Below are 13,785 nucleotides of genomic sequence, written 5' to 3' on the forward strand. Positions count from 1 at the left end.
TCAGATCCTCTCTCTTAAATCAGTAAGGATCGCCTCTGCGGGCGTGCCATAGGGCCAGGAATCGGCGAAGCCCGCCTGCGGATCAAAAAGGAACAGGTGCGATGTGTGCCCCATTGTATAGCCATCCGGCGCGCTGGCCTCGTCGATCCGTTCGAAATAGATCGGAAAGGTTTCAGCGATCTCCGCGATCTGATCGGATGTTCCGGTCAGACCGATGATGCCTGCGTCAAAGCGCGGCACAAAGTCGGCAAGAGCCATTGGCGTATCACGTTCGGGATCAATCGAGATGAAGATCGGCTGCACTTTTGCGGCATCCTCGCCAAGTCCATCCATGACCGCCGCCACATCTGCAAGCGTCGTCGGGCAGACGTCGGGACAATTGGCGAACCCAAAGAATACAAACATCCAGCGCCCCGCAAAGTCTTCTTCGGTGCGGATCATGCCCGTATGGTCCGTCAGTTCGAACTGCGCAAGGACAGGTGGTTCATTATCGGCTTGGGCACGCCATAGTAACAGCCAGATGAAAACGAGCGTCGCGACGCCCGCCAAAACCCATAGTACTTTTTGAAGACCTGAAAGCTTCACACCGCGACGCCCGAGTTTGATTCTATGCTTTCAGCGCGTTTACACCCTCTAGCAACTGTAGGTTCAAGACTTATAATGGACGGAAGCGCGATGTTCACGGACCTGTGAGATGCTTTGGAAAACTTGTGTTGCACCAAACTTAAAGCTACATGCACTGTAGGTAAATTGGAGGGTTGGATATGTTGACTATCGGTACTCTGGCTAAGAAAACGGGAACGAAGGTGCAGACAATCCGCTATTACGAGCAGATCGGACTCTTGCCCGAGCCCGGGCGATCGGCTGGCGGTCAGCGGCGCTATGGGGATAGTGAGCTTGACCGCTTGTCTTTCGTCCGGCATGCGCGACAACTCGGGTTCTCGCTGGACGCGATCCGTGAGCTTCTCGATCTGAGCGATCATCCAGACAAGTCTTGCGCGGAGGCCGATGCCATCGCGCGCCGACAACTCAAGCAGGTCGAGCAACGCATGGCCCGGCTCGAAGCCCTTCGGACAGAATTGCATAGGATGGTGCATGAATGCAGCGGCGGGCACACGGCCGATTGCCGTGTTCTGGAGGTGTTGCGCGACCATTCCGAGTGCCTGACGGACCACAACGAGATCGGCGCCTGAGATGCCCGCAGTGCTCATCTATCCGCTCGCGGCCTACGGTGGGATCTGCTCGGCACCACTGCATGCTTGTTGGGTGCCGCTATCATTCTCGCGGCACCCCGCGGAGCTTAAAAAACAGCATTGCTCCTACAGTAGCTTTAAAGCGTTTCGGGTTTAACCTGAGACAGGGGAAACCGAAACGCGGTAAGAGATATCAATGTCGTGGGCGTTTCGTGCAAAATGATGCCGAAAGCCGCGTGTCAGAACAAGACAGACTGAACCTGTGGCAGGGTCAAAAGCAAAACGGGCCCCGAAGGGCCCGCTTTTCAGCATAGCACGCTTTCAACGAACCACATAAACCGACGCACCAGAGTGGCGCACGATCCGGGCTGCGTTTGGCCCCAGCAGGTAATCCTTGAAATCAGGGCGATGCGCCCCGATCACGATCAGGTCTGCCGCGTTCAGATCGGCGGTCTGCAGCACTTTTTCATAGACCGACCCAATTGCCACGATATGCCGGGTCCTGCCGTTCACCTCCGCCCCAAGCGTTGCCTCGCACATATCGTGCAACAGTTTCTTGGCCTTGTCCTGAGCGGTCGAGACATGGTGGTCCTGAAGATAGGCGCCCACGATATTGGCCCCAAAATCGGGCACCACGGTGATAATATCCAGCTGGGCCCCATCCATATCCGCCAGTTTGGCGGCCCGTTCCAGGACCTTGCGATCCTCTTCCGGGCGGTTGATGTCCACGGCGCAGAGTATGGTCTTGGTCATGCCGTCACTCCTTGAGCTTCGAGTTTGCGGGCGCGTCCGGTTTGCAGGAACGCGACCAATGCCAGCAGCATCAGCGCCGGGATGAAGATCAGCTCTTTCGGAAGCTGATCGGCTGCGGCCTGCACCCGGGTGATCGCCACCTGATCATCGCCATAGAAGTCAAACGAGCCAAGCTGGTTGGAAAGCTCGGTGCCAAAGGCCGGTTCATCCAGGCGCATCACCTCTCCTTCCGGCACCAGCATCAGCCCCAGCGCCTGCAGGCGGGCATCGGCCCCCTCGGCATCCGGCACGATCAGCGGCACGGTCAGGTCCTTGACGGCAAGCGTATCAAAATCCGGTCCCGAAATCACCGTGCGCAACGTGCTGCCGGGCTCAGCCGCTTCCAGCGCCTGCACAAAACCGGCCGGTTCGATGGTTTCATAGGGCGGCTGGATCTGGTCCATGAAGAACCCCGGACGGAACAGGGCAAAGGCCACAACCAAAAGCGCCACGGTTTCCCAGATCCGCGACCGGGTCAGGAAAAAGCCCATCGTGCCCGCAGTGAACACAAGGATCCCGATCGTGGCAATGATAAAGACGATGATCCCCTGCATCCATGTCACATCAATCAACAGAAGGTCGGTGTTGAAGATGAACACAAACGGCAGGGCCACGGTGCGCAGGCTGTAGAAGAACGCCGTAAACCCGGTGCGGATCGCATCCCCGCCCGACACGGCGGCGGCGGCAAAACTCGCCAGACCCACGGGCGGCGTCACATCCGCCATGATCCCGAAGTAAAAGACGAAGAGGTGCACCGCGATGAGCGGCACAATCAGGCCCGATTGCGCGCCCAGCTCCACCACAACCCCCACCATCAGCGAGCTGACCACGATATAGTTTGCCGTGGTCGGCAGGCCCATGCCAAGGATCAGTGACAGGATCGCCACGAAGACCAGCATCAGGATCAGGTTGCCGCCCGAAAGGAACTCAACAAAATCGGCCATCACCTGACCGATCCCGGTCAACGATACGGTGCCGACAATGATCCCTGCAGTGGCGGTTGCCAGACCGATCCCGATCATGTTGCGCGCGCCATCAATCATGCCTTCAACCCAATCGGTCACCCCGTCCCGCAGGCGACCCAACGGGTTGGTTTCCCCGCGGAAAAACGCCTTCAGCGACTTCTGCGTAAGCAAGATGGCAAAGAGCAGCAGCGTGGCCCAGAAGGCCGACAGACCCGGCGATTTACGCTCGATCATCAGGAAATAGACCAGCACGATGATCGGCAGCAGATAGTAAAGACCGGATTTGTAGATCTTGGCCACATCGGGCAGTTCGACCACCTCGGCATTGGGGTCATCCGGCTCCAGATCATCCGACTGCGCAGCAAGGTAGATGAGGGCGATATAGATCGCCAGCAGCAGGGCTGCGAGGATCCAACCGGACCCGGCGGGCACCATGGCCACGATCAGCCGGACCGGGAATTGCGTCAGATAGCACAGCCCGGCAAACCCCGCGAAAAAGGCAAACATGCCGCCAATGGTCTTGCCCATCGACACCACCTTGTTGCCAATCGTCGGCATGTTGTTTTTCACCGCTTCCAGGTGAACGATATAGACCAGCGCGATGTAGGAGATCACGGCGGGCAGGAAGGCGTGGGTGATCACCTCGACATAAGAGATGCCGACATATTCCACCATCAGGAAGGCCGCAGCCCCCATCACCGGCGGCATGATCTGGCCATTCACCGAGGAGGCCACTTCAACCGATCCGGCCTTTTCTGCGCTAAAGCCCACGCGCTTCATCAGCGGAATGGTAAAGGTGCCGGTGGTCACCACATTGGCGATGGACGAGCCTGAGATCAGGCCGGTGGCCGCAGAGCCAACAACGGCTGCTTTTGCCGGTCCGCCGCGCAGGTGACCCAACGCGCCAAACGCCATCTTGATGAAGTAGTTGCCAGCCCCGGCCTTATCCAGAAGGGCGCCAAAGAGGACAAACAGGAACACGAATTTGGTCGACACGCCAAGCGCGATGCCAAAGACCCCTTCCGACGTGATCCACATATGGCTCATCGCCTTGCGCAAAGACGCCCCGGCCCAGCGGATCTGGTCGGGAACCACTTCGGATGACCCGAAAAAGACGTAAAACAGGAACACGATCGCCAGACCAACCATCACCGGGCCAAGCGTACGGTAGGCGGCGATGAACAGGAACACCAGACCGGCAAGGGCGAAATAAGCGTCTGATGTATCCGCCAGCCCGCCATTTCCGACAATCTTGTCGTAGAAGGCATAGCCATACATGGCCAGGAAAGCGCCCCCCAGCCCAAGGATCCAGTCATACCACGGGATTGTGTCACGGGGCGAGGATTTGAACAGAGGGTAGGCCATGGCAGCCAGGAAGATGGCAAAGGCCAGATGGATCTGCCGTGCGTTGTTGATCAGATCACCACTCAGCACGTAGTTTGAAATCGGTGATGCCAGCAGCACCTGAAAAACCGACCAGATCAGCGCCACAACGGCAATCATTGTGCCAACCCAGCCAATTGGTGCGCGCGCACCGCTGTCACTGGCTGCAACCAGTTCCTGCAGCTCTTCTTCGCTCAGCGCGCGATTTTCACTGTCAGCCATGAACCTTCTCCCCGTTTGAAATTGGTAATTTCCAACTTTTTATGGCCCCATAAGGGGGAAAGGGCCGGGAAGTCCCCGGCCCAGTTTTTGTGGCTTATTCGATGATACCAGCTTCGCGGTAGTATTTCTCGGCACCCGGATGCAGCGGGGCAGACAGACCGGCGGTGGCCATCTCTTTCGGGTCGAGATTGGCAAAAGCCGGGTGCAGGCCTTTGAAGTCTTCAATGTTTTCAAAGACCGACTTCACGAGGGTGTAAACCACCTCTTCCGACACTTTGTCCGAGCTGACAAAGGTTGCGCCCACACCAAAGGTCGCGGTGTCCGCGTCATTGCCGCGATACATGCCACCCGGAATGGTGGCCGAACGATAGAAGGAGTTGTCTTCGATCAGCTTGGCAACGTCATCACCAGACACTTCCACCAGCACACTGTCGCAGGCGGTGGTGGCTTCCTGGATCGACCCCGAGGGGTGGCCAACGGTGTAAACCATGGCATCAATCTGGTTGTCACACAGAGCGGCAGATTGTTCAGAGGCCTTCAGCTCGGTGGCCAGGGCAAAATCACCCGTGGTCCAGCCTTTGGCTTCCATCAGCACTTCCATCGTGCCACGCTGACCGGAGCCGGGGTTACCGATGTTGACGCGCTTGCCCTTGAGGTCATCAAAGGTCTTGATGCCGCTGTCGGCACGGGCCACCACGGTAAAGGGTTCCGGGTGCACCGAGAACACGGCACGCAGGCCTTCAAACGGGCCGGCCTCTTCGAATTTCGACGTGCCGTTAAAGGCGTGATACTGCCAGTCGGACTGGGCCACGCCGAATTCCAGCTCACCCTCGCGGATGGTGTTGATGTTGTAAACCGACCCGCCGGTCGATTCGACCGAACAGCGCACGCCGTGGTCGCGACGGCCCTTGTTCACCAGACGGCAGATTGCGCCACCGGTGGGATAATAAACGCCGGTCACACCGCCGGTGCCGATGGTGATGAATTCTTCGGCCATCGCGGCCGGGGCCATGACGCCCGCTGCGGCAAGACCATATGCCGCGATTTTCAGCTTCTGGAACATTTCGAAATCTCCTGTCGAGTGTTTGTTCTTACGTGTTTGTGGTCGTCTAAAACGACCACAAGGCGACCACATCCCGCGCTTTGGATCAGGATGCGCCGCAAAGAAAGAATGTCCCTATGTGAAAGCGCTTCTTGATGTTCATCGTCTATACGTATCATTACTTATGGTGCTAAGCGGAACAGTCATGAAAAGGTGGCCAAGCTCATTCTGGCTGGGAAAAAAATGATATGGAACGACGGCGGTACTCTTTAAGACTGGTTCTGGCCGTGGCCCTGGTCGGGCTGCAGTTCATCGCCGTGTCGGCAATCATTTTCTTCACCTTTCTCAGCTCTGAACGTGCCTTGCTGCGCCAGTCACACGCGTTGCTGGGCGAAGCGGGCGAAACCGTGGTCAGCCAGGTGCGCAGCTTTCTTGCCCCTGCCCGCCAGAGCCTGGATGTCACCCGTCGCCTGGCTGAAAACCGCGTTCTGGACACAACTGATGACGCCCTGCTGGAAAGCCATTTGTTCCAGCAATTGCTGGTCGCCCCCCAGATCTCGGGGTTTTATTTCGCTGAACCGAACGGGCGGTTTGTCTATGTCATGCGCAGCGAGACCGAGGGCCGTTTCCGCACCAAGATCATTGAACCCTTCGATCAAAGCAGCCCCGCCCATCCCGCGCATTATGTCTGGCGCAACGATCAGTTCGAGATCCTGGGCGCCGCTTATGATGACAACGACACCTACGAGCCCCGCACCCGCCCCTGGTTCACTCAGGCCAAGGCCACACAGGGCAGCATCTGGACCGATCCCTATATCTATTTCACCACCAGACAGCCCGGCATCACCTATGCCGCCCCGGTCCTGTCCGAGGACGGAACCTTGCTGGGCGTGCTGGGCATCGACATCGACATCAACGCAATTTCCGGGTTTCTGGCCGAACTTTGGGCGGATAAGGGCGGGGCTGCGATCATCATGAACCGGAACGGAGAGGTTCTGGCCCATCCCGAACTGGTTCTGATCAGCAATGATTCGGACATGAATCACCCAACCCTGACCATGGTGAACCAGATCACCGACGAGGTCGCCAAAGCCGCCTTTGGCAAGCTGCTGTTCCTGTCGGAGGATGCCACCTCCACCTCTGCGCGCGAGTTGGAATTGCAGGGAAAGCGCTTTGTCTCTCTGCTGATGCCAATCCCCGAACCCAACCTGACCTGGACTGTCGGGATCTATGCACCGGTCGAGGCCTTCATCGGTGAAATCACCAAGGACCGGATCCGCTGGATCTGGGTGGCGGGCCTTGTCGCGGCCCTGACCGGGCTGGTCGGGCTGCGGCTTGCGGACTGGATCAACCGCCCCCTGCGCACCTTTGTCAAAGACACCAAACAGGCCACCCGTGACGGGGCCAGCCTCGATGACGGGTTACACAGCCCGTATACAGAGCTTGAGGGCACGGGCGAAATGCTGGTGCGCGAAATTCGCACCCGGCAAAGATATGAAGCCGCCTATGGGCGCACGTTTGAACTGACCTCCCGCGGCATGGCGCAGATCGAACCGATCTCCGGCAACTTCCTTCGTGTCAATGATCAGCTTGCAGACCTGCTCGGGGTCAGCACCGCCCAACTCGTCACGATGTCACTTTATCAATTTGCCCCACAAGAGGGAAACACCCCGCTTGAAAACTTCTCCTCCATCCTGAGTGAAGACACGGAATTCATTGAAGATATCTGCTTTTCGCTTCCCGATGGATCAACCACGTGGCTGCGGGTGAACGCCATCCTCATCCTTGATGAATTTGGCCAGCCAGACCACGCGGTCGCCATCTTCGATGATGTGAACGCGCAAAAGAAATCCGCCGATCTGACCCAGCAGCTGAGCCGGGAAATGACCCATCTTTCGCGGGTCAACCTGATGGGCGAAATGGCAACGGGCATGGCGCATGAACTGAACCAGCCACTCAGCGCCATCGCCTATAATGCCGACGCGCTGCATCTGGCGCTGAGCGAATTGGACGGCGACACGGAGGAGGTCAGACAGATCAGCGCGGATATCGAACGACAGGCACATCGGGCGGGGGACATCATTCGCGGGCTGCGCGACCTGGTCCGCAAGGATCGTGGCCGCATGGTGCCGTTTGACATGGTCGCCCTTTGCAGCCAGACCATCAAACTGGTCGAAGGGGAAGCACGTGCGCGGTCAATCCAGATCGAATTTGCACCAGCGGGGCAATCTGGCCTGCCCCTGAACGCAACCGGAAACCGCACCCAGGTTGCGCAGGTTCTGGTCAACCTTCTACGCAATGCGATTGACGCGCTGGCCAAGGATGCAGATCCCCATGCAAAGATCACCGTTTCGCTCTCTTTCAAGAAAGGCGAGGTGCAGACCTGTGTTCAGGACAACGGGCCGGGCATTCCCGCAGATTTCGAGTTGTTTCGCAAGTTTGATACAATAAAGTCGGGGGGCATGGGGCTGGGCCTGTCCATCTCGCGCTCGATCATCGAGGCCCATGGTGGAACGATCTGGCACGAAACCCCCTCGCAAGGCGGCGCACGGTTCTGCTTTACCCTGCAAACCAGCCCCGGAACGGAAGAGACTGCACATGACTGATCCTGCCCCCCTGGTCTATCTTGTCGATGATGATGACGATGTGCGGGCCGCCCTGACCCGGTCGCTCAGCAAGCGCGGTTTTCAGATCGAGGCATTCGCTGATGCCAAAGGGTTCCTGAATGCGTTCGATAAGACCCGGCAAAGCTGCCTCATTCTCGATTACGGCCTGCCCGAAATGGATGGGCTGGCGCTTCAGGAAAAACTCATCACGGATGAAGTCATCCTGCCGATCATCTTTATCACCGGACATGGCGGCATCCCGGAATCGGTGCGGGCCATGCAGGCCGGGGCGATGGATTTTCTCGAAAAACCCTTTCCGCTTGACCTGTTGATGGAACGGGTCCAGTCCGCCCTTGCGATGAGCCTGCAATTGCAGGACGAACAGCGCCAGCGCCAGAAACTGGATCTGAAACTGGCCGACCTGACCGCGCGCGAACGCGACGTTCTGGATCATATCCTGACCAACCCGGCCCGTGTCTCCAGCAAGGAAATCGGGGCCGCGCTGGAAATCAGCCCCCGCACCGTGGACATCCACCGTGCCCGTCTCATGCAGAAAATGGGGGTCAAATCTCTGCTCGAACTTGTGCAGCTTTGCATGGTGCCCTGACCGCCGCCAACACCGCACAAACAAATCCACCGGGCCTCAGGGGCCCGGCAGATCCTTTTATACGCCAGGCAGCAGGCCCCACGGCCCGAAACCCGCCACGCGTCAAAGGGCTACCCCGCGCAGCAGTATTTAGTTTTGACGTTTGAGTAGAATTCTGCGGCGTATTTACCCTGTTCTCTTGCACCATAGCTAGAGGCTTTTGTACCGCCGAAGGGGACGTGGTAATCGACGCCTGCGGTTGGGAGGTTGACCATGACCATACCGGCCTGTGCGTTGTGTTTGAAGCTGCGGGCATGTTTCAGGCTTGCGGTGCAGATCCCTGCGGAGAGGCCAAATTCGGTGTCGTTTGCGGTGGCCAGCGCCTCGTCGAAATCGGCGACCTTGATGATCGAGGCGCAGGGACCGAAGATTTCTTCGCGTGAACTGCGCATCTGGTTGGTGGCCCCGACGAACATGGCCGGTGCCTGGAAGAAGCCTTCGGTGTCGCGATTGAGGCGTTCCCCGCCGATCACCTCGGCCCCTTCGGAGCGGGCCAGATCCACATAACCCAGATTGCCGTTCAGCTGGTTTTCTGACACAACCGGGCCGATCTGCGTGGCCACATCCAGCGGGTTTCCCACGGTGAGCGCCTGCATTTCCGCCGCAAGCCGCTCCACAAACGCGTCATGGATACCCGCCTGCACGATGATGCGCGAGGACGCGGTGCAGCGCTGGCCGGTCGAGAAGAAGGCGCCATTGAGGACGGTCGAGACGGCAATGTCCATCTCGGCATCGTCCAGGATCACCATCGGGTTCTTGCCCCCCATTTCCATCTGCAGCTTTTTCATGCCGCGCGCGGCGTCCACAGCCATGTTGCGCCCCACCGGCACCGACCCGGTAAAGCTGATCGCCCTCACGCCGGGGTGATCCACGATGGCCTGCCCGACAACGGAGCCGCGCCCCATCACCAGGTTGAAGATGCCCGCGGGCACACCGGCCTCGTGCAGGATTTCAGCCAGCAGATGCGCCGATCCCGGCGTCAGGTCCGCAGGTTTGAACACCACCGCATTGCCATAGGCCAGCGCCGGGGCGATTTTCCACGCGGGGATCGCAATCGGGAAGTTCCAGGGCGTGATCAGGCCCACAACCCCCACCGGTTCGCGCGACACTTCCACATCCACATCCGGGCGCACCGAGGCAACCGCATCCCCGGTCACACGGATCGCCTCTCCGGCAAAAAAGCGAAAGATCTGCGCCGCGCGGACGGTTTCACCGATCGCCTCCGCCAGCGTCTTGCCCTCTTCCCGGGCCAGGATCGTGCCGATCTCATCCTTGCGGGCAAACAGCGCCCCCGCCACGGCCTCAAGCAGGTCCGAGCGCAGTTGCGGCGAGGCATTCGCCCAGGCCGGAAGCGCCGCATTGGCCGCCGCCACCGCGTCATTGACCTGTTCAATGGACGCATGGGCATAGGTGCCAATCACATCCGACAGGTCGGCGGGGTTGAGATTTGGAACGGCATCCACGCCATCCAGCCATTCACCGGCAATCAGGTTTCGCTTCATCGGCTCTCTCATCATGTTTGAGGGTCAGGGAAAGACGAGGAAAGCCGCAGATGTCAAATCTGGGGGGGATATGTACGGCTTTCCTCAAGGATCCGGCCACCAAGAGGAACAAGTGGCCGGATCTGTTCGACAGGATCAGGCGAAGGCCTGCAGCCCGGTCTGGGCACGGCCCAGGATCAGCGCATGCACGTCATGGGTGCCTTCATAGGTGTTCACGGTCTCAAGGTTCACCATGTGACGGATCACGTGGAAGTCCTGGCTGATGCCGTTGCCGCCATGCATGTCACGGGCCAGACGCGCAATATCGAGCGCCTTGCCGCAATTGTTGCGCTTGATCAGCGACACCATCTCCGGCGCGGCTTTCGCCTCGTCCATCAGGCGGCCAACGCGCAGCGCCGCCTGCAGGCCCAGCGAGATCTCGGTCTGCATATTGGCGAGCTTCAGCTGGAACAGTTGCATCTGCGCCAGCGGCTTGCCGAATTGTTTGCGGTCCAGCCCATATTGACGGGCACCGTGCCAGCAGGCCTCAGCCGCCCCCATCGCGCCCCAGGCAATGCCGTAACGCGCGCGGTTCAGACAGCCAAACGGACCTTTCAGGCCAGAGACATCCGGCAGCAGGGCGTCTTCGCCCACTTCCACATTCTCCATCACGATCTCGCCGGTGATCGACGCGCGCAATGACAGCTTGCCTTCGATCTTCGGAGCAGACAGCCCCTTGGTGCCTTTGTCCAGCACAAAGCCCTTGATCTTGCCGTCATGCGCATCCGATTTGGCCCAGACCACAAACACATCCGCGATCGGCGCGTTGGAGATCCACATTTTCGACCCGTTCAGCACATAGCCGCCGTCGACCTTCCTGGCGGTGGTTTTCATCGAACCGGGATCGGACCCCGCATCCGGCTCGGTCAGGCCAAAGCAGCCGATCCATTCGCCCGACGCCAGTTTCGGCAGGTATTTCGCGCGCTGCTCTTCGGTGCCATAGGCATAGATCGGATACATCACCAGCGAGCTCTGCACCGACATCATCGAACGATACCCACTGTCGATGCGCTCGACTTCGCGCGCCACCAGACCATAGGTCACGTAACCTGCGCCAATGCCGCCGAACTTTTCCGGGATGGTGGTGCCCAGCAGGCCCATTTCACCCATCTCACGGAAGATCTCCGGATCGGTCTCTTCGCGCGCAAACGCCTCGGTCACACGCGGCATCAGCTTGTCTTCAGAGTAGGCGCGGGCCGCATCACGGACCATACGCTCATCCTCAAGCAGCTGGTCTTCCAGCAGGAAGGCATCATCCCAGTTGAAGGACGCAAGCGCCGGCTGGGATTGGGGGGAAAGATCTTTCGCCATATCTTTGTCTCCTGTTCGCGGCTTACGCGGCGGTTTTGCTGATGGCAGCTTCAATCGAAGCCTCAAGAATGTCCATCGCCTCGTCGAGCTGTTCCATCGGAATGGTCAGTGGCGGCAGAAGGCGCACAGCATTGGCGCGGGTGCCGCAGGGCAGAATGATCAGGCCACGCGCCTCGGCCTCGGCCACAATGGCCTGGGTCAGCGCGGGATCCGGGGCGTTGGTGTCACGGTCGGTGACCAGTTCAAAGGCAATCATCGCGCCCAGGCCACGCACGTCGCCAATCGCTTCCATCCCCTGACGCGCCGCCAGGGCGTTCAGACGGGATTTGACCTTCTCACCAATGTCAGTGGCGCGGTCGCAAAGCTTCTCTTCCTCGATCACGTCAAACACAGCATTCGCCGCCGCCACCGCCAGCGGGTTGCCCGCATAGGTGCCGCCGATGCCGCCCACCGGGGCAGCATCGACAACCTCGGCCCGGCCAGTCACGGCTGAGAGCGGGAAGCCGCCCGCCAGGCCCTTGGCCATGGTCACCAGATCGGCGGCCACGCCCGCATGCTCAAACGCAAAAAGTTTACCCGTCCGCGCAATCCCCGCCTGCACCTCATCCGCAATCAGAAGAATGCCGTAATCGTCACAGATCTTGCGCAGCGCGCGCAGGAATTCAGGCTGGGCGATGTTGAAGCCCCCCTCGCCCTGCACCGGTTCAATGATCATCGCCGCCACACGCTCCGGGTCGATCGAGCTTTTGAACATATTGTCCAGGATCGCCAGCGACTGTTCGACACTCACACCGTGGAATTCATTCGGAAACGGCGCATGCAGCACCTCGGGCGGCATCGCCCCGAAGGCTTTCTTGTAAGGGGTCACCTTGCCGCAAAGCGCCATGCCCATCAGGGTGCGCCCATGGAAGGCGCCGGAAAAGGCAATCACACCCGAGCGGCCGGTATAAGCGCGCGCCATCTTGACCGCGTTTTCCACCGCTTCCGCACCGGTCGTGACCAGCATGGTCTTCTTCTTGAACTCCCCCGGCGTCGACGCGTTCAGACGCTCCGCCAGCGCGATATAGCTTTCATAAGGCGCCACGTGGAAACAGGTATGGGTGAACGCCTCGGACTGCGCCGCCACCGCCGCCATCAGCTTCGGATGACGATGGCCAGTATTGTTCACGGCAATGCCCGCCGCAAAGTCGATATAACGCTTGCCATCGGCATCCCACAGCTCGGCATTCTCTGCACGCACCGCATAAATGCCACGGGTGGCCACACCATTGGCAACAGCCTCGGCGCGGCGGGATTTGAGGGTTTCAGTCTTGCTCACGTGAGGCTCCTCCACAGGTGACGGAATGTGTCTCCCCCCAAAAAAATCCGGGATCGATTCACATATTCATTGATTCTCGCATCCTGTATTGCTCAATTTATTGAGCATTGCTAGAGGTGAGTTTGGACAAAACTCGCTGAATCGCCCAATCTGGCAAAAAGCGATGAAAGGACCCAATCCATGGTGGACGAATTTGACGTTGGCGCCCGTTTGAAGCAGCTAAGACAGCAATTCAACATGTCTCAAAGGCAGCTCGCCGAATCCGCAGGCGTGCCACACGGGCAGATCTCAATGATCGAAACCAACAGATCCAGCCCGTCCGTCGCAAGTTTGCGCAAAATTCTGGGCGGCTTCGGAATTTCCATGTCAGAGTTTTTTGAACCCGACGCAACAACAACCTCACAAAACTTCTTCACACCCGCTGAACTCAGAGACCTCACGTCCCTCCTCTACCAGGGAAACGAAGCCGCACAGAAAAAAATAACCCTCAAACAGGTCGGAGACGCAAAACTCCACGGCCTCCAGATCCTACACGAAAGATACGAACCCGGCGCCGATACAGGCGAAACCATGATCGAACATGACGCAAATGAAGGCGGTATCGTCATCGAAGGCGAACTCGAAATCACCGTCGGACCAGAAACCAGAACCCTCAAAGCCGGCGACGCATACCTCTTCAACTCAAAAGAACCACACAGATTCAAAAATAACTCCGACAGAGTATGCAAAGTCATCTCAGCTTGCACTCCACCATACCTATAAAGGA

11 protein-coding genes are annotated in these 13,785 nt (G+C 58.9%); 4 read left to right on the plus strand and 7 right to left on the minus strand.

Features of this window, described 5'->3' with window-relative positions; genetic code table 11:
* Nucleotides 1-549: an SCO family protein gene (locus tag AKJ29_RS12200; RefSeq protein WP_055191296.1), complete on the minus strand. Its 549-nt coding sequence runs from the start codon at nt 547-549 to the stop codon at nt 1-3.
* 215 nt (nt 550-764) lie between these two features.
* Here AKJ29_RS12200 and AKJ29_RS12205 point away from each other — a divergent pair, with 215 nt between their 5' ends.
* Complete coding sequence (locus AKJ29_RS12205) at nt 765-1,193, plus strand: MerR family transcriptional regulator (RefSeq protein ID WP_055191298.1); 429 nt, start codon at nt 765-767, stop codon at nt 1,191-1,193.
* 321 nt (nt 1,194-1,514) lie between these two features.
* On the opposite strand, the gene AKJ29_RS12210 is transcribed toward AKJ29_RS12205, so the two are convergent.
* The 3 genes from AKJ29_RS12210 to AKJ29_RS12220 form a co-directional block, all read right to left on the minus strand.
* Nucleotides 1,515-1,946, minus strand: a complete 432-nt coding sequence (locus AKJ29_RS12210; protein ID WP_055191299.1) for a universal stress protein — start codon at nt 1,944-1,946, stop codon at nt 1,515-1,517.
* A complete protein-coding gene (locus AKJ29_RS12215; protein ID WP_055191301.1) occupies nt 1,943-4,555 on the minus strand; it encodes a TRAP transporter permease in 2,613 nt (870 codons plus the stop codon). The genes AKJ29_RS12210 and AKJ29_RS12215 overlap by 4 nt, the downstream gene beginning before the upstream one ends.
* A gap of 94 nt (nt 4,556-4,649) precedes the next feature.
* Nucleotides 4,650-5,618 (minus strand): TAXI family TRAP transporter solute-binding subunit, encoded by a 969-nt coding sequence (locus tag AKJ29_RS12220; protein WP_055191303.1) that lies wholly within the window; start codon nt 5,616-5,618, stop codon nt 4,650-4,652.
* A 227-nt stretch (nt 5,619-5,845) separates the two neighbouring features.
* On the opposite strand from AKJ29_RS12220, the gene AKJ29_RS12225 reads away from it, so the two are divergent.
* Together AKJ29_RS12225 and AKJ29_RS12230 are read left to right on the plus strand one after the other, a co-directional pair.
* Complete coding sequence (locus AKJ29_RS12225; RefSeq protein ID WP_055191305.1) at nt 5,846-8,203, plus strand: cache domain-containing protein; 2,358 nt, start codon at nt 5,846-5,848, stop codon at nt 8,201-8,203.
* Entirely contained in the window at nt 8,196-8,810 is a 615-nt protein-coding gene (locus tag AKJ29_RS12230) for a response regulator transcription factor (RefSeq protein WP_055191306.1), read from the plus strand. Before AKJ29_RS12225 ends, AKJ29_RS12230 begins: the two co-directional genes overlap by 8 nt.
* A gap of 110 nt (nt 8,811-8,920) precedes the next feature.
* On the opposite strand, the gene AKJ29_RS12235 is transcribed toward AKJ29_RS12230, so the two are convergent.
* From AKJ29_RS12235 to gabT, 3 genes are all read right to left on the minus strand, one after another.
* Nucleotides 8,921-10,351: an aldehyde dehydrogenase family protein gene (locus AKJ29_RS12235; protein ID WP_055190111.1), complete on the minus strand. Its 1,431-nt coding sequence runs from the start codon at nt 10,349-10,351 to the stop codon at nt 8,921-8,923.
* Between the two features lie 135 nt (nt 10,352-10,486).
* Nucleotides 10,487-11,701 carry an acyl-CoA dehydrogenase gene (locus AKJ29_RS12240; RefSeq protein ID WP_055190113.1) on the minus strand — a complete coding sequence of 405 codons (1,215 nt, stop codon included), beginning with the start codon at nt 11,699-11,701 and terminating at the stop codon, nt 10,487-10,489.
* Nucleotides 11,702-11,723: 22 nt separating this feature from the next.
* Nucleotides 11,724-13,019 (minus strand): 4-aminobutyrate--2-oxoglutarate transaminase, encoded by a 1,296-nt coding sequence (gene gabT / locus AKJ29_RS12245; RefSeq protein WP_055190114.1) that lies wholly within the window; start codon nt 13,017-13,019, stop codon nt 11,724-11,726.
* Between the two features lie 180 nt (nt 13,020-13,199).
* Here gabT and AKJ29_RS12250 point away from each other — a divergent pair, with 180 nt between their 5' ends.
* Entirely contained in the window at nt 13,200-13,781 is a 582-nt protein-coding gene (locus tag AKJ29_RS12250) for a cupin domain-containing protein (protein WP_055190116.1), read from the plus strand.
* The last annotated feature ends 4 nt before the right edge of the window (nt 13,782-13,785 follow it).

This window comes from Aliiroseovarius crassostreae, from assembly GCF_001307765.1.
Lineage (GTDB): Bacteria > Pseudomonadota > Alphaproteobacteria > Rhodobacterales > Rhodobacteraceae > Aliiroseovarius > Aliiroseovarius crassostreae.